This window comes from Flagellimonas sp. ABD4_174, from assembly GCF_056160185.1.
The window spans coordinates 744,368-770,267 of sequence record NZ_JBSWWP010000001.1; the positions used below are offsets into that span (position 1 = coordinate 744,368).

The 25,900-nt window shown below is 42.0% G+C and carries 24 protein-coding genes; 15 read left to right on the forward strand and 9 right to left on the reverse strand.

The annotated features are described in order from the left end of the window. Positions 1-89 precede the first annotated feature (89 nt). From ACXAFK_RS03300 to ACXAFK_RS03310, 3 genes are read left to right on the forward strand one after another with little or no spacing between them, the layout of a single operon-like run. Positions 90-818, forward strand: a complete 729-nt coding sequence (locus tag ACXAFK_RS03300; protein WP_474956788.1) for a polyprenol monophosphomannose synthase — start codon at positions 90-92, stop codon at positions 816-818. Position 819: 1 nt separating this feature from the next. Then, positions 820-2,154, forward strand: coding sequence for a dihydroorotase (locus tag ACXAFK_RS03305; RefSeq protein WP_474956789.1), 1,335 nt, complete (start codon positions 820-822; stop codon positions 2,152-2,154). A 3-nt stretch (positions 2,155-2,157) separates the two neighbouring features. Further along, positions 2,158-2,601, forward strand: coding sequence for a DUF4296 domain-containing protein (locus tag ACXAFK_RS03310; RefSeq protein WP_224836262.1), 444 nt, complete (start codon positions 2,158-2,160; stop codon positions 2,599-2,601). Here ACXAFK_RS03310 and ACXAFK_RS03315 read toward each other — a convergent pair. Beyond that, on the reverse strand, positions 2,585-3,589 hold the full coding sequence (locus ACXAFK_RS03315; protein ID WP_474956790.1) for an NAD-dependent epimerase/dehydratase family protein: 1,005 nt from the start codon (positions 3,587-3,589) through the stop codon (positions 2,585-2,587). The two genes, ACXAFK_RS03310 and ACXAFK_RS03315, sit on opposite strands and share 17 nt — an antisense overlap. 85 nt (positions 3,590-3,674) lie before the next feature. Here ACXAFK_RS03315 and tyrS point away from each other — a divergent pair, with 85 nt between their 5' ends. Continuing rightward, entirely contained in the window at positions 3,675-4,970 is a 1,296-nt protein-coding gene (tyrS, locus tag ACXAFK_RS03320; RefSeq protein WP_474956791.1) for a tyrosine--tRNA ligase, read from the forward strand. A gap of 117 nt (positions 4,971-5,087) precedes the next feature. Here tyrS and ACXAFK_RS03325 read toward each other — a convergent pair whose 3' ends face one another. The 6 genes from ACXAFK_RS03325 to ACXAFK_RS03350 all read right to left on the reverse strand — a co-directional run bounded on the left by ACXAFK_RS03325 (position 5,088) and on the right by ACXAFK_RS03350 (position 13,029). Continuing rightward, complete coding sequence (locus tag ACXAFK_RS03325; RefSeq protein WP_474956792.1) at positions 5,088-5,633, reverse strand: cupin domain-containing protein; 546 nt, start codon at positions 5,631-5,633, stop codon at positions 5,088-5,090. A 114-nt stretch (positions 5,634-5,747) separates the two neighbouring features. Next, positions 5,748-6,734 (reverse strand): LuxE/PaaK family acyltransferase, encoded by a 987-nt coding sequence (locus ACXAFK_RS03330; protein ID WP_474956793.1) that lies wholly within the window; start codon positions 6,732-6,734, stop codon positions 5,748-5,750. A gap of 69 nt (positions 6,735-6,803) precedes the next feature. After that, positions 6,804-7,127, reverse strand: a complete 324-nt coding sequence (locus ACXAFK_RS03335) for a T9SS type A sorting domain-containing protein (protein WP_224836267.1) — start codon at positions 7,125-7,127, stop codon at positions 6,804-6,806. 145 nt (positions 7,128-7,272) lie between these two features. Further along, entirely contained in the window at positions 7,273-7,584 is a 312-nt protein-coding gene (locus tag ACXAFK_RS03340; RefSeq protein ID WP_224836268.1) for a T9SS type A sorting domain-containing protein, read from the reverse strand. A gap of 155 nt (positions 7,585-7,739) precedes the next feature. After that, positions 7,740-10,559 carry a TonB-dependent receptor gene (locus ACXAFK_RS03345; protein WP_474956794.1) on the reverse strand — a complete coding sequence of 940 codons (2,820 nt, stop codon included), beginning with the start codon at positions 10,557-10,559 and terminating at the stop codon, positions 7,740-7,742. A gap of 97 nt (positions 10,560-10,656) precedes the next feature. Then, on the reverse strand, positions 10,657-13,029 hold the full coding sequence (locus ACXAFK_RS03350; RefSeq protein WP_474956795.1) for a hypothetical protein: 2,373 nt from the start codon (positions 13,027-13,029) through the stop codon (positions 10,657-10,659). A 223-nt stretch (positions 13,030-13,252) separates the two neighbouring features. Here ACXAFK_RS03350 and ACXAFK_RS03355 point away from each other — a divergent pair, with 223 nt between their 5' ends. Beyond that, positions 13,253-13,939, forward strand: coding sequence for a response regulator transcription factor (locus tag ACXAFK_RS03355; protein ID WP_474956796.1), 687 nt, complete (start codon positions 13,253-13,255; stop codon positions 13,937-13,939). Next, positions 13,939-15,033: a sensor histidine kinase gene (locus ACXAFK_RS03360; protein WP_293298801.1), complete on the forward strand. Its 1,095-nt coding sequence runs from the start codon at positions 13,939-13,941 to the stop codon at positions 15,031-15,033. Before ACXAFK_RS03355 ends, ACXAFK_RS03360 begins: the two co-directional genes overlap by 1 nt. On the opposite strand, the gene ACXAFK_RS03365 is transcribed toward ACXAFK_RS03360, so the two are convergent. Beyond that, positions 14,919-16,049: a glycosyltransferase family protein gene (locus ACXAFK_RS03365; protein WP_474956797.1), complete on the reverse strand. Its 1,131-nt coding sequence runs from the start codon at positions 16,047-16,049 to the stop codon at positions 14,919-14,921. The genes ACXAFK_RS03360 and ACXAFK_RS03365 overlap by 115 nt on opposite strands. Before the next feature lie 85 nt (positions 16,050-16,134). On the opposite strand from ACXAFK_RS03365, the gene trmB reads away from it, so the two are divergent. From trmB to ACXAFK_RS03380, 3 genes are read left to right on the forward strand one after another with little or no spacing between them, the layout of a single operon-like run. Continuing rightward, on the forward strand, positions 16,135-16,803 hold the full coding sequence (gene trmB / locus ACXAFK_RS03370) for a tRNA (guanosine(46)-N7)-methyltransferase TrmB (protein WP_474956798.1): 669 nt from the start codon (positions 16,135-16,137) through the stop codon (positions 16,801-16,803). 3 nt (positions 16,804-16,806) lie between these two features. Then, positions 16,807-17,445, forward strand: coding sequence for a LysE family transporter (locus tag ACXAFK_RS03375; RefSeq protein ID WP_224836275.1), 639 nt, complete (start codon positions 16,807-16,809; stop codon positions 17,443-17,445). Position 17,446: 1 nt separating this feature from the next. After that, complete coding sequence (locus tag ACXAFK_RS03380) at positions 17,447-17,770, forward strand: MGMT family protein (RefSeq protein ID WP_474956799.1); 324 nt, start codon at positions 17,447-17,449, stop codon at positions 17,768-17,770. Here ACXAFK_RS03380 and ACXAFK_RS03385 read toward each other — a convergent pair whose 3' ends face one another. Next, positions 17,771-19,432, reverse strand: a complete 1,662-nt coding sequence (locus tag ACXAFK_RS03385; protein ID WP_474956800.1) for an amidase — start codon at positions 19,430-19,432, stop codon at positions 17,771-17,773. It lies immediately after the preceding gene. Between the two features lie 225 nt (positions 19,433-19,657). Between ACXAFK_RS03385 and ACXAFK_RS03390 the strand changes: the two genes are divergently transcribed. The 6 genes from ACXAFK_RS03390 (at position 19,658) to ACXAFK_RS03415 (ending at position 25,900) form a co-directional block, all read left to right on the forward strand. After that, positions 19,658-20,797 carry an Mrp/NBP35 family ATP-binding protein gene (locus ACXAFK_RS03390; RefSeq protein WP_252080741.1) on the forward strand — a complete coding sequence of 380 codons (1,140 nt, stop codon included), beginning with the start codon at positions 19,658-19,660 and terminating at the stop codon, positions 20,795-20,797. Positions 20,798-20,808: 11 nt separating this feature from the next. Further along, positions 20,809-21,045, forward strand: a complete 237-nt coding sequence (locus ACXAFK_RS03395; RefSeq protein WP_293299146.1) for a NifU family protein — start codon at positions 20,809-20,811, stop codon at positions 21,043-21,045. A 63-nt stretch (positions 21,046-21,108) separates the two neighbouring features. Continuing rightward, positions 21,109-22,167 (forward strand): NAD(P)/FAD-dependent oxidoreductase, encoded by a 1,059-nt coding sequence (locus ACXAFK_RS03400; protein ID WP_369885703.1) that lies wholly within the window; start codon positions 21,109-21,111, stop codon positions 22,165-22,167. 56 nt (positions 22,168-22,223) lie between these two features. Then, positions 22,224-22,556, forward strand: coding sequence for a 2Fe-2S iron-sulfur cluster-binding family protein (locus ACXAFK_RS03405; protein ID WP_224836280.1), 333 nt, complete (start codon positions 22,224-22,226; stop codon positions 22,554-22,556). A gap of 76 nt (positions 22,557-22,632) precedes the next feature. Next, on the forward strand, positions 22,633-23,670 hold the full coding sequence (locus ACXAFK_RS03410) for a TPM domain-containing protein (RefSeq protein ID WP_474956801.1): 1,038 nt from the start codon (positions 22,633-22,635) through the stop codon (positions 23,668-23,670). A gap of 52 nt (positions 23,671-23,722) precedes the next feature. Then, positions 23,723-25,900 (forward strand): acylase, encoded by a 2,178-nt coding sequence (locus tag ACXAFK_RS03415; RefSeq protein WP_474956802.1) that lies wholly within the window; start codon positions 23,723-23,725, stop codon positions 25,898-25,900.

A 25,900-nucleotide genomic window follows, 5' to 3' on the forward strand; every position in this document is an offset into this window, starting at 1 on the left:
ATATTGAACCAGTGACCGTATTACTTGCCAAAGGTTACTTGTGCAGGCAAGATAGAAAACCTTATTTTTGACAAACTAATACAGTGCGAATGTCAGACGGCTTGGTCATTATACCCACATTCAATGAAATTGAAAATATCGAGGCCATTATAAAAACGGTCTTTGATTTAAAGAAGAATTTTCATGTACTTGTGGTAGACGACAACTCTCCGGATGGTACTGCCGATTGCGTCCGGAAATTGCAAATTGACTTTCCGGAACGACTGTTTTTGGAAGTCAGAAAAGAGAAGTCTGGTTTGGGGACGGCGTACATCCATGGCTTTAAATGGGCCCTGACAAAAGGATATGAGTACATTTTTGAGATGGATGCCGACTTTTCACATAGACCTGCCGACCTATCCAGATTGCACAGAGCTTGCTTAAACGGAGCCGATGTTGCCGTGGGTTCCCGGTATAAAAAAGGAGTAAATGTGGTCAACTGGCCCTTGGCCAGGATCTTACTTTCCTATGGTGCATCTTTCTATGTAAAGTTCATTACCGGAATGAAAGTGCACGATCCCACTGCTGGTTTTGTATGCTACAAACGAAAAGTGCTCGAGACCATTAATTTGGATAATGTGCGCTTTATTGGCTATGCTTTTCAAATAGAGATGAAGTATAGGGCGTACCTCAAAAAATTTAAGATAGAGGAAGTATCGATAATTTTTACCGATAGGGTAGAAGGAAAATCTAAAATGAACTCGGCAATTATCCGGGAGGCCATTTTTGGTGTGATAGCCATGAAATTTAGAAGTGTATTCTTTAAAAAGAAATTTTAGTATGTCAAAAATTCTGTTGAAAAACGCCAACATTGTAAACGAGAACAGCATTTTTGAATCCGATGTGTTGTTAGAGGGTGATTTTATTCTCCGTGTCGATGCGGATATATCCGATCCCAATGCGAAGGTAATCGATTTGAATGGAGATCTTTTGTTGCCCGGTGTTATAGATGATCAAGTACATTTTAGGGAGCCAGGGCTAACGCACAAAGGTACCATTGCCACAGAAAGCAGGGCGGCCATAGCTGGGGGCATAACCACTTTTATGGAGCAGCCCAATACCAACCCGCAAACGACCACAATAGCAAAATTGGAAGATAAATTTGCCATTGCTGCAAAAGATTCCTTCGCTAATTACTCCTTTCTTTTTGGGGGCACAAACGATAATTTGGAGGAACTAAAACGGTTGGATAAAAATGCCTGCTCCGGGGTCAAACTGTTCTTGGGCTCATCAACAGGAAATATGTTGGTGGACAACGAGCAAGTATTGGAGCAGATTTTTAGCAATACCGAAATGGTGATATCCACCCATTGTGAGGACGAGGGGACCATTAGGACCAATTTGGAATCATATAAAAAAATGTACGGGGATAACATTCCTATAGAGATGCACCCCATTATCCGGAGCGCGGAGGCATGCTACCTAAGTTCATCAAAAGCGATTGCCTTGGCCAAGAAAACAGGGGCGAGATTGCATGTCTTTCACCTTTCAACGGGCATCGAAACCGATTTGTTCACCAATGAGATTCCATTGGAAAAGAAAAAAATCACATCGGAAGTCTGCATCCACCATCTTTGGTTTTCGGATGAGGACTATGCAAAAAAGGGAACACTCATTAAATGGAATCCGGCAGTTAAGACCAAAAACGATAGGGCCAAACTTTGGGAAGCCCTCCTAGATGATCGTATTGATGTTGTGGCCACGGACCATGCACCGCACACCATTGAAGAAAAGGACAACCCCTATACAAAAGCACCTTCTGGTGGACCTCTGGTACAGCACGCACTATTGGCCATGCTACAAAAAGAACAGGAAGGTGTTATTACTTTGGAAAAAATGGTAGAGAAGATGTGCCATAATCCAGCCAAGCTTTTTGATATTGATCGGCGAGGATTTGTTCGAGAAGGGTATTTTGCAGATTTGGTTCAGGTGCACCGAGGTTCTAAAAGCGAGGTTAAAAAAGATAATATTTTCTATAAATGTGGATGGTCCCCGTTCGAAGGTGTTACTTTTGGCTCCGAAATAAAGCGAACCTTTGTAAATGGTTTATTGGCGTTTGAAAATGGTAATTTCCATCCAGAGAAAAATGCAAAGAGGCTCACTTTTAATCGATAAGGAATGATACGTACCATACTTTTTTTTATAGGTCTATTTTTTTTGATGGTCTCCTGTGCGGAAAAAGTAGTGGAAGAACCGGAAAACCTTATTCCAAAGGAACAAATGATGGATATTCTCCATGATCTGGCAATTTTTAATGCAGCACAAGCAACCACGAGCAGAAAATTCAAGGATTCCAGAATCGATATTATGGATTTTATCTACACCAAGTACGATATTGATAGTGCACAGTTTTCGCAGAGCGATCTGTATTATGCTTCGCTTCCTTTGGAGTATCAGGCCATTTATGAAGGTGTGGAAGCAAGGGTGAAGCAGAAAAAAGATACATTGGAGGCCATTGGAAAGCGTCGTAACGATAGTGTTCGCGCGGCAAGTTTAAAACGGACCGATTCCATTAAGGCCGTGCGCGAAGCCAATGAAAAGAAATCTAATTCTTCTTCATAAACTTATCGCAGCAAAAGGCGATGGCTTTGTCCAGGTCCACAAACGTAAAATCTAGCTGCGATTGTATCTTCCGATTACTATAAATTTGCTGTTGATACAATCCTTTGGCCATTATTCTGGATAGCCTTCTTCTTTTTCCGAACAAATGGCTTCTTGCCCAATCCAACCGCCAAAAGAGTTCCAACATAAATTTGGAAACTTTCCGATCTGGTGGCTCAACGCCCAATTTTGGAGCTATTTTCTTAAATAGTTCTCCATAGGTCATATTTTGGCCCACTAAAATAAATCGTTCAGTTTTAATCTCCGAGGCCATGAGCATCGTCATGGCTTTGATAACATCGTGCACGCTTACAAAACCGGTGCCACCGGGGATGTAATACTTTTTTCCTTTGGCTGCATAGGAAAAAAAGGTGCCGCTGCCAGACTTCCAAAAACCAGGACCGATCACAACACCAGGGTTTACGATAACCACGGACAGGCCTTCTTGTGATGCGCGCCATACCTCGAGCTCAGCCTCATATTTGGTAATTCCGTAAACAGATGCCTTGGTTTCGAGCCATTCGGTTTCCTCGGTGATTTCTTTTTGTTTAAGGCTTGGTCCTATGGCAGCAATGGAACTTACGTAGCACAGTTTTTTTACCTTGTGCTTTAAGGAAAGGTTCACGATGTTCGCAGTTCCTTCAACATTGGTGCGCTCTAAAGCTTTAAAATCCTTGGGGTCAAAAGAGATCAGTGCAGCACAGTGGAATACTTGAGATATCCCATCAAAAAGCGAATCCAAACCACCTAAATTGGTAATATCGGCCCTAACCCAATCAATTTGTTCCACCAAATCTGACGGATTGTCGGTATAGTATCCAAAAACGTTGTGGACTTTATCAATGGATTCCTTTGTCCTAAAATTGCTTCTGACCTTGTTCCCATTGCTGATCAAATGGAAAAGTAAGTGGGAACCGATCAGTCCAGTGCCTCCCGTAACCAAAATCATACGGTAAAAGTACCTATTTGTGCTGGAAATATTCAGTCAAATGCCAACTTCATTTTATATTTGCACCTATTCCAAAAAACTGATCATGACGAAGAACTTTGTTCAAGAACTACAATGGAGGGGAATGGTACACGATGTGATGCCTGGAGCCGAAGAACATCTTATGGAGGAAATGCGTTCTGCCTATGTAGGGATAGACCCTACCGCAGACTCCCTGCATATTGGACATTTGGTGGGAGTAATGATGTTGAAGCATTTTCAATTGGCCGGCCACAAGCCTTATGCTTTGGTGGGTGGTGCCACGGGCATGATCGGTGATCCTTCTGGAAAATCAGCCGAACGGAATTTGCTGGACGAAAAAACACTGCGCCATAATCAAGAAGCCTTAAAATCGCAATTGAGCCGGTTTCTGGATTTCGAAAGCGGTGGGCCCAACGCTGCGGTCTTGGTCAACAATTACGATTGGATGAAGGATTTTTCGTTTTTGGAGTTCATCCGGGACGTTGGCAAGCATATTACCGTTAATTATATGATGGCCAAGGATTCCGTAAAAAAACGTCTTTCGTCCGATGCCAAGGAGGGTATGTCCTTTACCGAATTTACCTACCAATTGGTGCAGGGTTACGATTTTTTATATCTCTACCAAAACCACGATTGTAGTCTTCAAATGGGAGGTAGCGATCAGTGGGGCAACATCACCACGGGGACCGAATTGATCCGTAGAATTGGTGGTGGAAAGGGATTTGCCCTTACTTGTCCTTTGATCACCAAGGCAGATGGGACCAAATTTGGAAAAACAGAAGGCGGCAATATTTGGCTGGATGCAGAAAGAACATCGCCCTATAAGTTTTACCAGTACTGGTTGAACACTTCGGATGAAGATGCTGAAAAGTATATCAAGATCTTTACATTTTTGAGCAGGGAGGAAATAGAGAATTTGGTTGCTGAACATAAGGAGGCTCCACATATGAGGGCGCTTCAAAAGAGATTGGCAGAAGAAGTTACGATCATGGTGCATTCCCAGGAAGATTTGGACAATGCGATTAAAGCGAGCAATATCCTTTTTGGAAAGTCAACTTCTGAAGACTTGAAACAACTCAATGAAAAAACGTTTTTGGATGTTTTTGACGGGGTGCCACAAGCCACTATTGGTAAAGAGGAACTAGATCCAGGTTTGGACATGATAGGGGCGTTGGCCGCCAAAACCGGGTTTTTAGGATCTAATGGTGAGGCAAGAAGAGAATTAAAACAGAATTCCATATCCGTAAACAAGGAAAAGGTTAAAGAAGATTACCTGATTACCGAATCGGATTTGATCAACAATAAATTTGTACTGCTACAAAGGGGCAAAAAAAATTATTTTGTGTTGATTGCGGAATAACCAATTCACACGGGTCAAACAAATAGTTGGGACAGTCTTAAAAAGTTCAGGACAACGAAGGTTATTTTCTTGAACATAAAGCAATATAAAAAAGCCATCTTTTAGATGGCTTTTTTGTTAGGTTAAAAAGGTAATTCCATATCTGCCGCAAATCTCGGTTATTTTGGAAAAATCTGGCGGGCCAGGGGGCAAGTTGCCCAATTCTTCGAACATTAGTTCCAGCCCTGCAGGGAATACACTTAAAATGGTTTTGCAGTCTTTATCCCCGACTACCTTCCAAGTGTGTGGAATATTTTTAGGCGCAAATGCCAAATCACCTGCCTTTAAAATAGTTGTTTGGTCCCCAACAGTTACTTCTAGCTCGCCTTCCAAAACTTTAAAGATTTCGTCTTCATTGGTGTGAACGTGTGGTGGGATCATTGTGCCGGGAGGATTTACTTCTTCTATTAAGGTAAAAAGACCGTTGGTGTCCTCGCTGGTAAGTTTAAATGTTTGTTGGTCACCGATAACATTTACTTGTTTGCCCTCTCCCTTTCGTACAATTTTTGGTTCCAGAGTTTTGTTGTTCTCTTCTTCCTCTGGATGTACATGGGCGAATCCAGGTAAAGTGGCCAATGCCGCTGCAGAGAGGGCACTTCTTTTTAAAAAAGCACTTCTATTCATAATCTCGATTGTTTGGTTATCTCTATAAATTACGTAAAATATTGATAACGCGTAGGTTATAATATTATGAAAAGATGGGTTTTGTGTATAATTGGATGTATGGACTATGTGATATTACAAGACCATCAAGTTGCAACCGCGGATATCGGAATCATCAAAACGGCCCAAAACTTCAAAAGTTCCGTTTGGATAGGTTTTTCCTAAATCCTGTGTGGCAATAAATGAACAAGAATATATGTTCGCAAGATCGATAACGTTGATGCCTCCCGTTTTACCGGCCGATTGGATAGATAATGGGTCCTCGGTATCCCGAGTAATGATTTTCATCCAAGGTGGGGTCTTAAAAATGCCATTGCCTTTCGAATATGCTTGGGACAAAAGCTCCGTCATTCCATATTCGGAATGTACTTTCTCCACGCCCAATCCTTTTTGCAGTAATTGGTGCAGTTCTTCTCGAATCAATTCTTTACGACGACCTTTCATTCCACCGGTCTCCATTATAATGGTATTTTGTAAGTTCATCGAAAATCTTTCTGCTAAATCCAATAAGGCAAAAGAAACACCGATCAAAAGACATTTGGTTCCCTTCTGTTCCAATTTGAGCAGGTTTTGGTGCAGTTCGTCCAGATTGTGAAGATAAAAACCACTGCTTGGATGAGCGGATTTATTGATCAAATCATTGACCATATAAATTAATGAGGATCCTTCCCTTTCGAGGTAAGATGGCAATAAGGCCAGAATACAAAACTCTTTTGGTGAACCATAAAATTTGTAAAAAGCGGACAAGAAACTCTTTTCGTAAAGTTCGATTTCCGGGACAAAATGCTTGCTTGTGGAAGTTTTAGTTGTGCCACTGCTTGTAAATACTGTTTCTGCTTCCTGTTCTGTGGAGCGTACAGTGTGGGTCTTAAAAAAAGATATGGGCAAAAAAGGAATTTCCCGTGTTAGCGAAACAGTTTTCGGGGTCTTGCCCAAATGGTTGCAAAATTGGTGATAGACTTGGTTGTTCTGGTATTGAAACCTAAAAACATCCAATGCGACCCGGTCAAAATCGTAAGCGTTGGAGATGGAAAATATGCGATGGGTATCAAACTGTTTCATTGAGCCCCAAAATTACCTAAAAATAAAAAAGCCCTTGATGAAAAGGGCTTTAAAAATGTTGGGCAATTTTTATTTGATCACCAATTTTCGGGTCATTGTTTTTTTGCGTTCCGTTACTTGGAGTACATAAACTCCGGGAACCAATCTGGAAATGTCCAAAGTATTGGTGTTTATTCTTTTTGTAAGCACAACTTCGCCAAAAACATCGTAAACTCTGATTTCTTTGGTTCCGTTGGATTCCGTCGTAATATACACTTCACTTCCATAGGCCGGGTTAGGGTACATTTTAAAACCCTTGAGCTCTTGTACGGGCTCATTGTTCACTGTTACCAGCTCCTGACCGAAAGAAAATAAAGGTAAAGCCATAAGTAAAACAAAGTAGATTTTCTTCATATTGCTGATTTGGGGTCTATGTGCAATATAAAAGTAGATAACCATGTTAAGTTGTACCACATTATGTTGTGAAAATACTAAAACTGGTGGTAAAGCGTTGAAAGCTGTTGTTTAGGATTGGAAAATGAGGTTAAAAAGGGCCGAACTACTTAACAATGAGCTTTCTAGTGGCTACCTTGTTTTTTTCGAAAACCCTTAAAATATAAACACCTTTATCCAAATTGGAAAGGTTGAGTTCCTTACCAAGAATAGTGGTTTCCAGGACCTGTGTCCCCAACACATCGAAAACGAGGATTTTTTTTGGTGCATTTAGAGCTGTTTCGATGTAGACCTTTCCTTGAGTAACCGGATTGGGGTAAAGTTTGAAGCCTTCAATATCGGCACTTGACCTGGCATTATCCTGAGAAAAACCAAGTGTACAGATAAATAAAAGAATAACGAAGTAAAAGTGCTTCATACGTTAATGGTTGCAAACGGTATGCCACAAATATATAAAAATTGCTTTGCCAAACCGGAACCAATTGATGAATAGAGGGTTACTTTTCGATGAAATGCAAAAAAGAAGCCCTCGATTTTTCGAGGGCTTACTTGTATCGATAATGTGGAATGGCCCTAAAAGCTCAGGCTATAACCTATAGAGAAGGACATGCCTGGGTCCCTAAAGGAGAAATTTTGTTTTGTAGCACCAAAAGATTCATACAAACTTACTCTTTCATCGCTAAGGATGTTATTTGCCTTAAGGCTTATTTTTGAGCGTTGCTCTTTACCAATGGTTTTTGAGAAATTAAAATTTAAGCTATGGAATGGTTGTGTAAAAACATCTGGATTTTGTCCGAAGCCAACTACTTCCAAAGTTTTGCCTTGTACGTTATAGAAAATACCGGTTTCTAATCCTGTCTCTCTATTGTCGTAATTAAGGCCAGCATTAATAAGGTATGGAGATTGGCCTTGTAAATCTCGGCTATCTTCAATGGTTTCCCCATCTCTGGCAAAAATCTGACGTGATTCGTATTCTTGGTTTTCACCACGTGCCATATCGATTTTGGATTCGATAATGGATACATTAAGGTTAATACTTAAATTCTTTAATCCGTCGGAGAGGAATCCTAGGTTTTTCCTTCCTTCCAGTTCAACACCAAATACGGTTGCAGATGGTGCATTCCTTGGGGTGAATTGGTTTGGTGCGGTAATATCGTAAGCAACAATTTCTATAGGATCTGTAAACTTTTTATAAAAACTGCTTATCGCAAGCATTTGTGCTTCTTCTCCAAATACCTCAAACCTAAAGTCAAAGTTGTCTATGTACGTTGGCTGTAATTCCAAGTTTCCGAGAAAAAGTATACCTGTCAATAAATCAGGTATTTGTACAATGGACAATTCTTTAAAACTTGGGCGTGCAGTAGTTCTTGAGTATGACAGTCTAAAGTTGGTATTTTCCTTAAACTCATATATTAAGTTTGCAGAAGGGAAAAAGTCCAATACATCGATTGTTTTCTCATCCTCATAAATTTCGGTTCCGGTATTGTTCTGACCTGTAAAAAAAGTCGTGAACTGTTCGGCTCGTAATCCTAAAATTGCTCTGAACTTTTCAGCGAATTTAAACTCATTGGAGATATAAAAGGCCATCGTGTTTTGTTCTGACTCAAATGTATTTGCTGGTTGAAAATTCCCTCTGATGTATGAGCCAGAACGATCATCTGTTGTCCAAATGTTTTCGTCAGCCAAAATTGCATTTGGGTCACCGTTTAGGCTAGCTGTACTAAAATTGAAGAATGCAATGTCGTAATTGTAGATACTGTAATCTCTTTTCTTGTAGCTGTAAAGCCCACCAAATTTCAATATCGACTTATTTCCAAAAAGCTCATAACTTTTTGAAAAGTCGATTTTTCCTATTGCATTGATTTCTTCCAAGTCTCTCCATAACCTAACGGGGAAACCAGCATCTGAACTAATAGTGAAACCATCTGGGTTGATAATGAACGTTGTTAGTCTAACATCCTTGTCCTGAACATTGGATAAAGTAGGGGATAAACTCCATTCTGTAACGAAGGAAGCATCCTCAGAAGTATGCTTACCAGATAGTAATAGATTGGAAACAGAACGTTGAGAGTATTCCAAGTTGTCTTTAACCACATCGATGGCATTCGAAATTTCGGTGCGTTGCTCAAAAAGCGCTGCCCTGGATTCACCATTTTGTATATGAAGTAGGTTTAATCGGTATTTGGATTTCCCTGTTTTATAAGAAAGACCTGTCAATGCAGATGCCAATACATTATTGGAGCCTATATCTCCCCGCTGTCTCCTATCAAAACGGAGCTCATAGATTTCGCTCTCCGGAGCTTTTTGATAGATACCGTTTTCAAACCCTTCATAAAAAGTTGTAGTGTTCTTGTAATCAAGTGAGGCAATGAATCCTAATCTGTTTTCTCCAATGTTGAATTGATTGCCATAACTAAACCCTAGACTAAAGTCTGGTTTAGAAGTTTGTCGTTCTGCGGCCATAATAGGATTAAATGACCGTGTTAAACCTTCCAAAGAACCATTGTTCTGCGAATCTGATGGGCTGGGTACATCTGTGTTTGATGGAAAGGGTAAATCCCTTGTTCCATCATCAAAACCCAAGAAGTCACTGCCACCGCCTTCATAGCTTAAATAGTTGTCTTGAAAGTGCATGCTTGGGTTATAGCCCACGGATGCGGATATGGACATTTGTTTTTGCGTTGGAAAGTCTTTTGTTACTATGTTCACAACACCACCGGTAAAATCTGCCGGGAGTTCTGCAGAAGCAGATTTTAGTACGATTACGTTTTCCAGGATATTGGTCGGGAAAATATCCATTTGTACGGTGTTCTTGTCTGGATCAAGTCCAGGAATGTCCATTCCGTTCAAAATGGATTTAGTATAACGGTCCCCAAGGCCTCGTACGTAAACATATTTGCCTTCTTGTACCGATACGCCAGGTACTCTTTTAATAGCGGAAGCTATATTGCTGGCCCCTGTTGCTTTAATGGATTCCAGTGATAGTCCGTCCATAAGCGTAACCGAGTTTTTTTGCAAGTTCAACACAGAGGCTTCCGTGTTTTTCCTGACTGTTGTGGTAAGTACAACTTCATCCAATTGGGAGGCTGCGGGTTGTAAGGTTACGTTAACAGAGACTGTTTGGTTGGCCTCAACCACCACGCCTGTAATTTCTTGCGTTGTGTATCCAAGGAAAGAAAAGGTGACGGTATATGTGCCAGGTTCAATATCCAAGCTGTACGCCCCTTCAAAATCTGAGGTTGTTCCAACGGTGGTGCCTTTAATGGCTACGTTGGCAAATGGTAGGACATCGTTAAACTCACCATCCATTATTTTACCACTAATGGTCCCGTTCTGGGCAAGACACCATTGTGCAAAAAACATGGTGGTCGCCAAAAGAATATTTTTTAGCATTTCAAAAATTTAAGTAGCATTATCTTATTTAACAAAATTGTCCAAAGGCCTTGGAAAAGAACCTTTGGACATTAATTTTTTAGTATGTTATCTAGGCTTAGAAAGCTTCTTCGCTAGATGCAAATGTCCAAGCAAATACTGAAGTATCCGCTCCAACAGTTGCATCGCCGGAAGTAGCTATGCTTGCAGCGTTGTTTGTAAATTTCACTGCATCTGCAGGAGCCAAGTCACCAGCTATTATATCTGCTAAAAGAACACCTTCTGGCAATACGATTTCCCAATTGGAGAAAGCGATTCTATCGTTTGTGAGTTCCGTAGCGGAATCTGCACCATTAACATTAACTGTAGCACTTGCTCCAAAGCCGTAGGCCAATACATTGTTAAGGTCAGCAATAAGGCCATCTCTAAGGTCGGCATACATACTAGAAGTGCCAGCGCCTATAAGCGTAATGTCTTCAAGTGTGTAACCACCTTCTGTGGCAACACTACCTTCAGGACCATCAAGTTCAAGACCAGTACCGGACTCTGACCCCATGATTACCAATCCGTTGGTCAATGTTCCAGTCCAAGCTTGGTCTGCATCGAATCCGTCATCACCTTGAGACCATACCAAAGCATTGGTTACATTCACAGATCCACCGAACCACTCGATACCATCATCTTGATTGGCAACGATCTCTATGTGGTCAACCATCGTTTCGGAACCTACACCACCAAGTGTCAATCCATTGATTTCGTTGTCAGCAGCTATGGCAACACCACCGTGACGGATGGAGATGTACTTTAAAGAACCGGAATAGTCTTCTGGGTCGGTACCACCATATTGTCCATAATCTTCATCAGCAGGAAGTCCTTCAATTTGAGCTGTCTCTATATCGCCATTAACGGAAATAGGCGCTTTACCCAAAACAATAACACCGCCCCAAAGACCGGTATCTGCGGTAGTCAATGTGCCGGTTGTTTGTCCTTGCTCAATACCGTCAAGTACAGAGGTAAAGATAATTGGACTTTCAGCAGTACCTTCTGCCATCAATATACCACCTTGGTCAACTACAAGTGCAGAAGCTAGGGTTTCTTGTCCTTCGGCCCCCTTAATGATTGTACCTGGTTCAATGGTCAAGGTAACACCATCACTCACGATTACTTTTCCATCCAAAACATATATGTTCTCTGCTGTCCAAGTTTCATCGACAGTCAAGAAACCAGTTTTTGTGATTGTTGTGCCTAGAGGCTCTGCAGGAATAGCGCTTTCAGAAGCGGCCAATGTCCATGAGAAAGCATCGATATTGGCACCTACACTTCCACTACCTACAGCAGTGGCATTGTCCAAAAATTTACTTTCATCACCTTCTGCAAAATCACCGGCAAAGATATCGGCCATAACCACACCTTCTGGCAATACGATTTCCCAGTTAGAGAAAGTAATTCTATCGTTGGTAAGTTCAGTAGCTGAATCAGCTCCATTAATATTTACAGTTGCTGCAGCTCCAAAGTCATACGCAAAAATGTTGTTCAAGTTTGCAATAAGACCATCTCTAAGATCGGCATACATGCTGGAAGTACCAGCTCCGATGAGCGTAATATCTTCAAAAGTATAACCACCTTCAGTAGCGGCACTGCCTTCTGGCCCGTCTAATTCTAAAGCAGAACCGGACTCTGTGGACATAACAACCACACCATTGGTCATGGAGCCAGTCCAAGCTTGGTCTGCATCAAAACCGTCGTCACCTTGGGACCATACCAAAGCGTTGGTTACGCTCACAGTTCCACCGAACCACTCGATACCGTCATCTTGGTTGGCCACGATCTCAATATGGTCAATAGTTGTACCGGAACCAACACCACCAAGTGTCAATCCATTGATCTCGTTATCAGCAGCGATGGCAACACCACCGTGACGGATAGAGATGTACTTTAAAGATCCAGAGTCGTCCGCTGGGTCGGTACCACCGTACTGTCCGTAATCTTCATCGGCAGGAAGCCCTTCAATCTGAGCAGTCTCGATATCACCGTTAACGGAGATAGGCGCTTTACCTAAAACTATAACACCGCCCCATAGACCGGTATCAGCTGTAGTCAATGTTCCTGTGGTTTCTCCGGGCTCAATACCGTCAAGTACAGAGGTAAAGATAATCGGAGAGCTTGGAGTACCTTCGGCAATTAAAGTACCGCCTTGGTCAACTACAAGAGCGGAAGCAAGAGTTTCTTGTCCTTCCTCGCCTTTAATAATTGTACCAGCTTCAATAGTTAGAGTTACACCGTCAGCAACGATTACTTTTCCATCCAAAATATAAACGTTTTCAGCTTCCCAAGTTTCATCTGCAGTTATAAACCCAGTCTTGGTTATTTCTTCGCTCGTAACAGGCGGATCATCATCTGTTGGGTCTGTACCACCACCATTGTCATCGCTGCTACAAGAGCTTACCGCAAAGGAAGCAATGGTCAACAAAGAAAAAATGAATTTTTTCATAATCTTTAAAGTTGTTTTTTCGTTTAAATTAAATTTGGTCGATTTCAACCATTTGTTCATCGCTGCAAAGAAACAGGGAGGGTGTAAAAGCCGTGTTAGAGGTATGTTAAGTGTTTATTTCAGTTATGTTACAATAAGGTTACCAGATTAAATGAACGTTAAGCATTTATCCCGTAAGTGTATTATCTTTACATTTGAGCGTTTAACACAGAAATACCAACCCATGAACAACAAGGATATTAAGATTCTATTGGTTGACGATGAGCCCGATATATTGGAAATTATTGGGTATAACCTTTCGGCCGAAGGATATGAGGTCTTTACCGCAAAAAACGGCGTCGAGGGCGTGGCCAAGGCCAAAAGGAAAAACCCGCATCTGATCATTATGGATGTGATGATGCCAGAGATGGATGGTATTGAAGCATGCGAAGTTATCCGAAGTACCCCCGGTCTGGACAATACCATAATTACATTCCTTACAGCTCGTGGCGAGGACTACTCCCAAATGGCCGGTTTTGATGCCGGAGCCGACGATTACATTACCAAGCCCATAAAGCCCAAAGTATTGGTAAGCAAGGTAAAAGCTTTGTTAAGAAGGTTAAAGGACGAGAAAAAAGAAGTAGAGGATATAGTTAAGGTCGGTGATATCGTCATCAATAGGGAAGAATATAAAATTGTGAATGCTGGAGAGGAAATGGTACTGCCAAGAAAGGAATTTGAACTACTCTCCCTACTTACCTCCAAACCCAACAAAGTGTTTAAGCGCGAGGTTATTTTGGATAAAGTTTGGGGCAACGAGGTAGTTGTGGGAGGGCGCACCATAGATGTACATATTAGAAAACTACGCGAAAAAATCGGCGACGATCACTTTAAGACCGTAAAAGGTGTGGGGTATAAGTTTGTACTCTAATGGCTATAAAGCTTAAAAAGTCATATAAATTTGCTTTAAGGTCTTCCCTTGTCATAACTTTTTTGATTACGGTCCTTTTTGTTGCATTCCATAACGATTTCGGGGATATGCCCTGGCCAAATGTAGTGCTGTTTGCTTTTATAAGTTTTATCATTTGCTTTACCATTATCCAGATCAGGGTGGAACGTTTTATCTATCGTAGAATAAAAAAAATATACGATGATGTGTCGCTACTTGAGTCGTCTACCTTTTCTTCCAAACCGGTTACCACCGATATGAGGACCTTGGTCCAAGAAATCGAAAAATTTGCCGAAGGAAAGAAGATTGAGATCGACACCCTTAAAATTAGGGAAGAGTACCGAAAAGATTTTTTAGGCAATGTTTCCCACGAACTAAAAACACCACTTTTTACAGTACAAGGCTATATTCTGACCTTGCTCGATGGGGCAATGAACGACAAGAAACTTCGTAAAAAGTATCTACAACGTGCCAACAAAGGGGTTGAACGGCTTATTTACATAGTAAAAGACCTCGATTTGATCACCAAGCTCGAAGCTGGAGAACTTAAACTGGAGCGAGAGGATTTTGATATTATAGAGCTTATTCAAAATACGTTCGACCTCTTGGAAATGAGGGCGGCCAAAAAAGAGGTGTCCTTAACCTTTGATATGAATTATCCCAATCCCATTTACGTGAATGGGGATAAGGAGAAAATACAACAGGTAATGAGCAATTTGTTGGTCAATGCCATTAAATATGGATTGCCCAAAGGAACGGCCGAGGTAAGTGTGGAAGATTTGATCAAGAACAAGGTTATCGTAAGGGTGACGGACAATGGTGCCGGAATCCCAAAACAGCATATACCTCGTTTATTCGAACGTTTTTATCGTGTAGATCAAAGTGGAAGCCGTTCGGAAGGAGGGTCCGGTCTCGGATTGGCCATAGTAAAGCATATTGTGGAGGCCCATGGTGAGAAAATCTATGTGGAGAGCGAAGTGGATGTCGGTTCCGAGTTTTCATTCACCTTGGAAAAAACTTCCGCAGCGACAAAAACACCGAACAAAGAAGAAAAATCCACCATCGGTTCAAACTGATTCAGCCCTTTATAATCGACCACTTTGGATAGGTCGTCCAAAATGAAGTCTTCTTGGGTGCTAAAGGGGACCAAGCCTTGTTTTTGCATACGTTTCGCCAAATATTCCTGCTCGTACTGGCCCGGTGTTGGAATAAAAAATGCTTTTTTCTCCAATTTTGCCAAATCCATGACCGTAGTGTACCCAGATCGGCAAAGTGCCTTTTTGCTTTGGTTCAGCGCATTCTCCAGCTCATCCGATTTCATAAAGTTGAATAAGGTTATTTTTCCATGGGACGAACGTATTTCTACGGATGTCTGTTCCTCTTCGATCTTACCTTTCACAAATAGGATATGGCCCTTGAACCCATTTAGCTCCTTGAGTAACTTTTCTTCCAAAAGGGTGCGTTGTGGTTCGGGACCGGAGAGCAGGACCATTAAATCGTAGATAATGGGGAGTTCCTTTTTTTTAAATCGGCTTAATGGGCCCAAATATGCAATATTCAGTTTCGTCTTTTTTAAATGCCCCAACTTTCCGGTTAAATTAGGTTTTCCCTTTACATCGGGCACCCAGCATTCATCAAACTTTTTAATGATTTTTTGATGGGCCTTGGAGCTCATCCATGTTGTATTCCCCGAGAGTACATTGAGCTGGTGAGTAATAAAGACGCAAGGCACTTTTTTGTAATAAGCACCAAGACGATTGTCGGAAATAATGCCATCCAGCCCATACTCTTTTACCAAGCGTTTTACCGCTTTCTTTTCCTTGGCCATTGCTTTAAGCACTTTGGGGGAATCCCAGATCATTTTTATCTTAAAATGCTTTCCTTTTTCCGCATAAGATATTTTGTAAGATGGCAACTCAAAAACCGGTAAATGGGGAAACTCCTTTTTAAGGAGTGCCAAGGCAACGCCGTCCGAAGCAATAAAAGGTTGATGTCCGTGCTTTAATAGCTCATGAATAATAGGTATGCATCTCGTGGCATGTCCCAGACCCCAATTTAATGGAGCGACCAGAATGCGTTTGGAAGAATTCATAACAACAAAAAAACAAAATGCGAATTGCTTTTAGATTTCCTTAGTTTTGCCAAATCATTAATTTTTTGCGCAATTCGATACCAAAGTGGGAAGTAAAAATAAACTCAAGAGGTTCAAGGAGAACGAAACATTTGCCAATGTGGTGCAGCCCACACGAGAAGATGTTTTGTCCGGGTTTAAGCATAAGGGCCAATGGGCCTCCTTTTTCGGCAACAACAATCCCATAGTTTTGGAGCTGGGTTGTGGAAAAGGGGAATACACTATAGGTCTTGCCCAAATGGACCCTGACAGGAATTACATTGGCATCGATATTAAAGGAGCGCGATTTTGGCGTGGTGCCAAAACAGCCATTGAGCAAAATCTGGGTAACGTGGCCTTTTTGCGTACACAGATTGAGTTGGTGGACCATTTGTTCGACGAAGGAGAAGTGAGCGAAATCTGGATTACGTTCCCCGACCCACAGATCAAGTACAAGCGAACAAAGCATAGGATGACAAACCCTGTGTTTCTGGAACGCTATAAAAAAATACTGAAGCCGGGAGGGGTAATTAATCTTAAAACCGACAGCGAGTACATGCACGGGTATACTCTTGGCCTATTACAGGGCTTGGGCCACGAAATACTCTATGCCAACCACGATGTGTATAAAAATGAAGGAGCACCATCCGAAGTTCTGGAAATTCAGACTTTCTACGAAAATCAGTATCTTGAAGACGGAAAACCAATCACATATATCCAATTTAGGATCAACTGATCAATGACCCACGTACTCATCCTCTTTTTTGCCACATTTTCGGCGGCCTTTATGGCTACCGTACCCCCGGGCTTGCTGAATATGAATGCAGCTAAAGTGAGTGTGGAAAAAGGAAAGCTCAATGGGGTTATTTTCAGTTTGGGTGTATCCAGCACCATTATGGTTCAGGCCTATATTGCAGTGTACATATCAAAATTTCTGTACCGCAATCCGCAGGTGATCGATATTCTTTTTAAAATTGCCGTTGCGGTCTTTGCCTTTTTTGCCATTTACTTTTTTGTGATGGCTAAACGGAACAAGACCAAATCCCAGCAGGGCATAAAGGAAGTAAATCTAAGTAAAAAGAATAGTTTTTTTAAGGGCGTTCTCTTGGCGGCCCTTAATTTGTTGACCATTCCCTATTATAGTGGTTTAAATGCCATGTGGAACGAGGCGGGTTGGATAAAGTTCAAGGCCGAGGACATTACCACCTTTGTTGTAGCGGCGGGCGCAGGTACATTTTCTGTACTATATCTGTATACTTTTTATTTTGATAAAATGGAAACAAAGACCAACCGTTTTTCCAAAAATTCCAATTATATTTTGAGTGCCCTAATGCTCTTATTGTTGATCATTACCCTAATTCGTATTATGTACCGCTAGTATGGAGGAAATAAGCTTCTTTGACAAAGTTTACGAAGTAGCCAAACAGATACCTTATGGCAGGGTGACATCATATGGGGCCATAGCCAAATATTTGGGAGCTGCCCGTAGTGCCAGAATGGTAGGTTGGGCCATGAACAATTCCCATACTAAAGATGTTCCAGCGCATCGGGTGGTCAACCGAGCGGGCATATTAACGGGCAAGCACCATTTTGATGGAAGTAATATGATGCAACAATTGCTGGAAAACGAGGGCATCTCGGTCAAGGACAACCAAGTTGTCGATTTTCAGAAATACTTTTGGGATCCCGTAGTGGAATTATGATCAATATCCCGGGGGGTGCATTTCATCAAACGAAGTGTTGTCCTGAAAAGCTTTTGCCAATAATAGAATACTTTCCTCATCGTACAAGTTCCCCACGAAGGTCATACTGGTAGGATGATTTTTTTTATCCAATCCGGTTGGCACTGCAATTACAGGGTGCCCTGTTAAATTTGTAGCCAAAAGTTGATCGTTTCCAAATGAAGGGGAAATCAAAACGTCGTAATTCTTCATTAAATCCTGCATTTTTTGGATAAGCACCTGTCTTTGCCTGTTGGCCTGAATGTACTCCACAGCAGGGATAAACCTGCTTTGCCTCAGGGAATTGGCGCGTGATCGTCGGTCCTGTTCAACCATAGTGTCCACTCCTCCAGAACGTACAAGTTCATCAAAAAAAGCACCGGCTTCTGCCCTCAGAATAATATCGAATCCTCGATAAGGAATATCCTTGGGCATTTCCACAGCGGTGGGTTCAATACCAAGATCCTTTAGCGATTTTAAGGCGTTTCTTAAATTGTCGCCAGAATCAGTAGTATCTTTTTCAATATCTTTTATTAAATAGGCCACCCTCAAACTTTTGATGTCTCTTTTCCAATCCACACCAAAGGGCAGGTCTATGGTGGTCAGGTCATTTTTGTCTTTTCCTTGAATCGCTTCAAAAACAATTGCGCAATCTTCGGCATTTCTTCCCAAAGGCCCAACTTTGTCCATTGACCAGCTTAGGCTCATAACACCATGCCGGCTCACCCTGCCGTATGTAGGGCGCAGGCCTGTGACCCCATTCCGTGTGCTCGGGGAGGTAATGGAGCCCAAAGTTTCCGTGCCCAAGGCAAAAGGAACAAGCCCAGCAGATGTAGCAGAACCTGACCCTGCTGAAGACCCACTGGCTCCTTGGGTAGTGTCCCAAGGATTTTTTGTTTTGCCATCGAACCAAACATCGCCACGGGCCAAAGCTCCGGATACAAGTTTGGCCACTAAAATGGCTCCGGCATCCTCAAGTTTTTGAATTACGGTGGCGGTCTCATCAATAATTTGATTCTTATAGGGTGCTGCTCCCCATGTGGTAGGGTAACCGGGAACGGACATTAAATCTTTGGTTCCATAAGGGATGCCGTGCAGGATGCCCCTATACTTGCCATTTTTTATTTCTTCGTCAGCTTTTTTGGCCTGTTCAAGCGCCAAACTTTCAGTAATGCTGATGGTACATTGTAAAGCAGGTTGATACTTTTTTAATCGCTCCAAAAAAAATGTGGTGAGCTCGGTAGAAGTTATTTTCTGATTTTTGATCAATGAGGCCAATTGAGGAATAGTGTAAAAGGCCAGCAGATCATAAGGTTTAGGGATTTCTACATTGTCGGGAATAATCCATTGGCTGCCATTTTGCTGCTTTGGCATGGTAAAATCAAAAGGAGTGGGGTCAAAGCGCACGGCAGGAAATACATCGTTGCCCAAAGAATATTTGCGCAAGGAATCGAACCCGCTTCGATTTCTTTTAAGATAGGGGTAAAGTGTGTCGATCGCTCTATCGGGGAACTTCAGTCCGATCAATTTCTCGGATTTCTTTACGTCTCGTTTGGTGAAGGAATTTTTATGGGTTGAGCAAGAGATCCAAAACAGAGAAATAACCAAAAGGGCGAACAGGGTAACTTTGTTTTTTGGTAGCATGTTGGTCGAGTTAGTTGGATAATTGCTTCTAAGCTACAGATTTTCGGAAAAATGCACATAATAATCTATCTTTTTTATGAAGGGATCGCGTTGTTGCCAGTATGTAAAAAGTAAAAACCCATTTATTTTGAAATTCAACAGTACTACTTCTTAATCTAACCCCAACACCGTATCTTTGTAGTTTAGAACCAGTTCAAACAATTGGTCAATAAATTATTAGGTTTCATGAAGTTGAAAAAAGCAGACATTCTAAGAGCATTGGAAAAAATATCCGCCCCGGGCGAAGGCCAAAATTTGGTCGAGAGCGGTTCGGTGAAGAATGTTCAGGTATTCGGTGATGAGGTAGAAGTGGATGTGACCATAAAGAATCCTAGTCTTCAGGCTAAGAAGAAGACCGAAGTGGAGATTTTGAAAATCATCCATAGTGAAGTTTATGAAAAGGCGAAGATCAAGGTCAACCTAAAGGTTGATGCCCCTGCAAAACCGAAAGTGAATCAGATAAAAGGAAATCCCATTCCGGGAATTCAGAATATTATAGCTGTTGCATCTGGTAAGGGAGGTGTTGGAAAATCGACCGTAACTGCCAATTTGGCCGTAACCTTGGCCAAAATGGGCTTTAAGGTGGGATTGCTGGATACCGATATCTACGGCCCGTCCATGCCCATTATGTTCGATGTGGCCACGGAGAAACCTTTGTCCATAAATGTGGAGGGCAAGGCTAAAATGAAGCCTATCGAAAATTATGGCGTAAAGCTACTTTCCATCGGATTTTTTACAGAACCCAACCAAGCTGTGATTTGGAGGGGGCCTATGGCAGCAAAAGCATTGAACCAAATGATTTTTGATGCGCATTGGGGAGAGTTAGACTTCTTGTTATTGGATTTGCCTCCAGGAACGGGAGATATCCATTTAAGCATTATGCAATCCCTACCGGTAACCGGGGCAGTAGTGGTAAGTACCCCGCAAGAAATAGCATTGGCCGATGCCAGAAAAGGTGTGGCCATGTTTCAGCAAGAAGCGATAAATGTGCCCGTGTTGGGAATCGTGGAGAATATGGCGTATTTTACACCTGCTGAACTACCGGACAACAAGTATCACATATTTGGTGAGAACGGAGCAAAAAACCTTTCGGAAGATCTAAATGTACCGTTCTTGGGAGAGATTCCGTTGGTGCAGAGCATCAGGGAGGCCGGAGATGTGGGAAGGCCGGCTGCTTTACAGACCGCGACCCCTACCGAAGAAGCCTTTGAGGAACTGACCAAGAACGTGGTTCAGGAGATGGTGAGAAGAAATACCGATCTTCCCCCTACCGAAGCAATTAAGATTACAACAATGGCCGGTTGTTCCGCCGTTAAAAAGAAATGAGCATGGCAACAATGACATCAGAAGAAACAAAAAGCAATGTAGTAAAAGCATTGGATGAAATACGTCCGTTTTTACAAAGTGATGGCGGAGATATTACTTTGGTCTCCATTGAGGACAATATTGTTACGGTGCGATTGGAAGGAAATTGCATTGGTTGCAGTGTAAATCAAATGACCCTAAAGAGTGGAGTGGAAATGACCATAAAAAAGTACGCTCCCCAGATTGAGAAAGTGGTCAACATCACCTAACTGATAAAAATCATTATTCCTTTTTTGGGCAAGTAGTAAGTTGCATGCCAAAATTCCTAGTTTATGATCAAAACCGATATTCTGATAATTGGAGCGGGACCTACGGGTCTCTTTGCTGTTTTTGAAGCAGGCCTGTTACAACTCAAATGTCACTTAATAGATGCATTACCACAACCTGGAGGGCAATGTGCCGAGATATACCCCAAAAAACCCATTTACGACATCCCAGGATATCCAGAAGTGCTCGCTGGGGAATTGGTGGACAATTTAATGGAACAGATTAAACCGTTCCAACCTGGATTCACCTTGGGAGAACGCGCCGAGACCATCGAAAAATTAGACGATGGCTCTTTTATCGTTACCACCAATAAAGGAACTAAACACCATGCGCCCATAGTTGCCATTGCAGGCGGACTGGGAAGCTTTGAACCAAGAAAACCGTTATTGGAGAACTTGACCAAGTATGAGGACAATGGAGTGTCCTACATGATCAAGGAACCTGAGGTCTATCGAGATAAAAAGGTATTGATTGCCGGGGGAGGAGACTCTGCGTTGGATTGGTCCATTTTTTTGGCAGACGTGGCCAAAGAGGTTACGTTGGTGCACCGCAGAAATGAATTCAGGGGAGCATTGGATTCCGTTGAGAAAGTTCAGCAGCTCAAGAACGAAGGAAAAATCAATCTGATTACACCCGCAGAAGTAATTGCCTTAAAAGGTGAAGATGAATTAGAGCGAGTAACGGTAAAAAATACCGGAACCGCCGAAGAAATAGAAGTTGACGTTGATACTTTTATTCCTTTATTCGGACTTTCGCCCAAGTTGGGGCCAATTGCCAATTGGGGATTGGAAATCGAAAAAAACGCGATAAAGGTCGACAATACCTACGATTATCAAACAAATATTCCTGGAATTTATGCTATTGGGGACGTTAATACCTATCCTGGCAAATTAAAACTTATCCTTTGTGGATTTCACGAGGCTACCTTAATGTGCCAAAGTGCCTATCAAAAAATATTTCCGGATAAAAAATATGTAATGAAATATACCACCGTAGGAGGTGTTACGGGATTTGACGGAAGCAAGAAAGAAGCACCAAAAGCCGTAGTAAAAGCTATTGATTAAGAATAAATTAAATTTAAATCGTTAAGAAAACCACCTGTAATGGTTTTTAAATAGGTATGAGCGATATCAAATTAAAAATAGTAGACCGGGACGGCAAACTGCACGAGGTGGATGCCCCTACAGATATGAACATGAACCTAATGGAAGTTGTGCGTTCGTACGAACTTGCTCCAGAGGGAACCATAGGAATATGCGGTGGAATGGCCATGTGTGCCTCTTGCCAGTGCTATGTGAAATCCGATCACCAGCTTCCTGAAAAAACAGATGATGAGGAGGCGATGTTGGCCGAGGCCTTTTTTGTGAAGGACAACAGCCGTTTAGGCTGTCAAATCCATATTACAGAGGATTTGGACGGACTGGAAGTGGAGTTGGCACCGGAAGAAGGCTAATGGAACTTTCTCTTAAAAGTCCAGGTTCCAGTAAAAAGCAAAAACTTTATCTTTAGTCCTTCTGGTAATTAAAAACATGGGAAGGACATTATTATACGGGTTACTTTTTCTACTGTCCATAAGTAGCCCTGCTCAAAAAAAAGTCCCTATTTTAACCGAAATAGTTACGGACAATGCCAAGATTTTTACAGAATCCGAGCTCGATGTGCTACGCACAAAACTCTATCAATTTGAATCGGAGACGACCAATCAATTAGTGATTTTTACGATTAATGAGCTTGGTAATGAGACCATTGAGCAATATGCACTCAATGTCTTTAACCAAAATAAGCTGGGGCAGGCGGGCAAGGACAATGGTATTCTGATTCTTTTTTCAAAACTGGATAGGGAAGTTAGGATAGAGGTGGGCTATGGATTAGAATCATATATTACCGATGCGGTGGCCTCGAGGATTATTAGAAATACCATGATCCCCAAATTTAAGGAAGAGGACTATTTTTCAGGTTTGGACCTGGGAACGGACCAGATTATCAAGTTTCTTTTAGATCCCGGGGCATTGGAAGAGTTTAAGGAGGAAATGGATTCCGAGGAGGCAGCACCCTGGTGGCTTTACGGGATTATTGGCTTGTTTTTGATGGTCTTTGTGGCCGCAGGAGGATTTGTTTTTTATAAAGGCTATAGTACATTTCTGGAAATCCTAAGAGGTATGTTCATTGGAAAATTAGCTATTTTCCGTGGAGTTTTTATGGCCATATTTATGGGAATGCCTGTAATTTTTGGCTTGGTATTTATGGGGATGCCCCTCTTTTTTATGGGTTTGCTTTTTGGGTTGGAAGACCAAATGAACGCCATGGTGGAGGATTTAACCTGGATATTTTGGGGACTTATCCTTTTTGTCCTGACAACAATTGCATTGGTAATCGTAAAGATCAAAAGAAAGGGCGATGAAGAAATAAAGGTGTCGTTTTTTAAATCGGATAAGGATTATATGAGCAAGACATTTTCGTCCACCGGAACCCATTCCTTTGGTTCTGGGTCCGGGAGTAGTTCGTCGGGCGGTTTTTCCGGAGGTGGCGGGAGTTCTGGTGGAGGTGGTGCCAGTGGGAGTTGGTAATTGTAGCTGATTTAATGTATTTTCACAAAACTAACTAAACTCTTCTTCCGATATGAGAATTACTATCCTTGTAGTGCTAATGTTATTTTTTTCTTGTGCAGAACCACCTAGGACCGAGGTTCAAGAATGGGAGTCCCAAGCCGAAAATATTACAATTATACGAGATGACTTTGGAGTGCCCCACGTTTATGGAAAGACAGATGCAGACGCTGTTTTTGGATTGTTGTATGCACAATGCGAGGATGATTTTAACCGTGTAGAACAAAATTATATCTGGGCCACGGGTCGCTTGGCGGAAGTCGAAGGTGAAGATGCGTTGTACAGTGATCTTAGGGCCAGACTTTTTATGACCGAAGAAGAAGCAAAGGAAAACTATAATAACAGTCCAGAGTGGTTACAAGAACTTTGTGACGCCTTTGCGGATGGAATCAATTATTATTTACATACTCACCCAGAGGTAAAACCCAAGTTGCTTACTCGTTTTGAGCCATGGATGCCCATGTATTTTAGTGAAGGTTCCATTGGTGGCGATATTGAGCGGATATCAACCCGTAAAATCAAAAGTTTTTACGAAAGTGGCATGGAATTGCCGGAGATGGAAGCATTACAAATCAAAAAAGAAGAGGAAATGGCCGAGCCACAGGGGTCCAACGGCATAGCCATTGCAGGAGACCTGACCGAGTCCGGTAACGCCATGTTGTTGATTAATCCGCATACTTCATTTTATTTTAGGGGAGAGGTGCACGTAGTAAGCGAAGAAGGGTTGAATGCCTATGGTGCTGTTACCTGGGGTCAGTTTTTTGTGTATCAAGGATTCAATGAAAAAACAGGTTGGATGCACACCTCGACCTATACCGATGTAATGGATGAATTCAAGGAAACCATAGTTAAAAATAATGGTAAGCTATATTATCAATATGGGGAAGAATTGCGACCGGTTGATTCGAGTTCCGTAACACTAAAATATAAGGATGGGGAAACCTTAAAAGAGAGGACTTTTCCGATGTACCGAACCCACCATGGTCCCATTACCCATCAAGTGGGTAAACAATGGACAGCTTCGGCCATGATGTGGGAACCTGTAAAAGCGTTGGAGCAATCCTATATCAGAACCAAACAGAATGGATACGATGGTTTTAGGGAAATGATGGATATCCGAACCAATTCATCCAACAATACTGTGTATGCCGACGCCGAGGGCAATATTGCCTATTTTCATGGCAACTTTGTGCCCAAACGCGATACCATTTTTGATTATACCGAGCCAGTGGACGGTAGTGATCCAAAAACAGATTGGCAAGGATTGCATACAGTGGATGAAAATATCTTGGTGTTGAACCCAGGGAACGGTTGGATTCAAAACTGTAACTCTACACCATACACTTCGGCTTTGGAATATAGTCCAAACCGTGAAGATTACCCAAAATATATGTCAAGGGACCAAGAGAACTTTAGGGGCATCCATGCCATCGAGCTGTTGACAGATGGTAGCGGATATACCTTGGACAGTCTAATCGAACTTGCGCACGACCCCTACCTGCCGGCTTTTAAAGCTTTGATTCCCGGTTTGGTGAAGGCCTTTGATCAAAACCCGATTTCTGAACTAAGAGAACCCATTGAGCTTTTACGAAAGTGGGATTATAAAACGTCAAAAGAATCGATTGCCATGACCTTGGCCCATTTTTATGGAACAATTTTTTGGAGGGAAGCGATAACCGGAAAAATGGAGAATCGCCCTTCGCAGTTCGAATTATTTAACAACAATGAAGAATGGGTGTCCGCAGAGCGAAGGCTGGTGCTGTTCGAACAAGTGTTGGAAAAGCTTAAAAATGATTTTGGTTCATGGAAAACACCCTGGGGAGAGGTAAACCGATATCAACGTTTGAACGGGGATATCCGTCAACCATTTGATGACGAAAAACCGAGTATTCCCATTGGATTTGCCAGTGGTAGTTGGGGCGCTTTGGCGGCATATGGAGCTCGTTATGATAACAACACAAAGAAAATCTACGGTACCCGGGGCAATAGTTTTGTAGCAGTAGTGGAGTTTGGTGAAAAGGTCAAAGCGAAGACCATGTTGGCCGGTGGCCAAAGTGGCGACCCGGATTCGCCACATTTTAATGATCAAGCACAACGCTATGCCGATATGGAATTTAAAGACGCGGCATTTTACAAGGAAGATGTATTAAATCGAGCTAAGGCCAACTATTCCCCGGGAGAAAAGTATTGA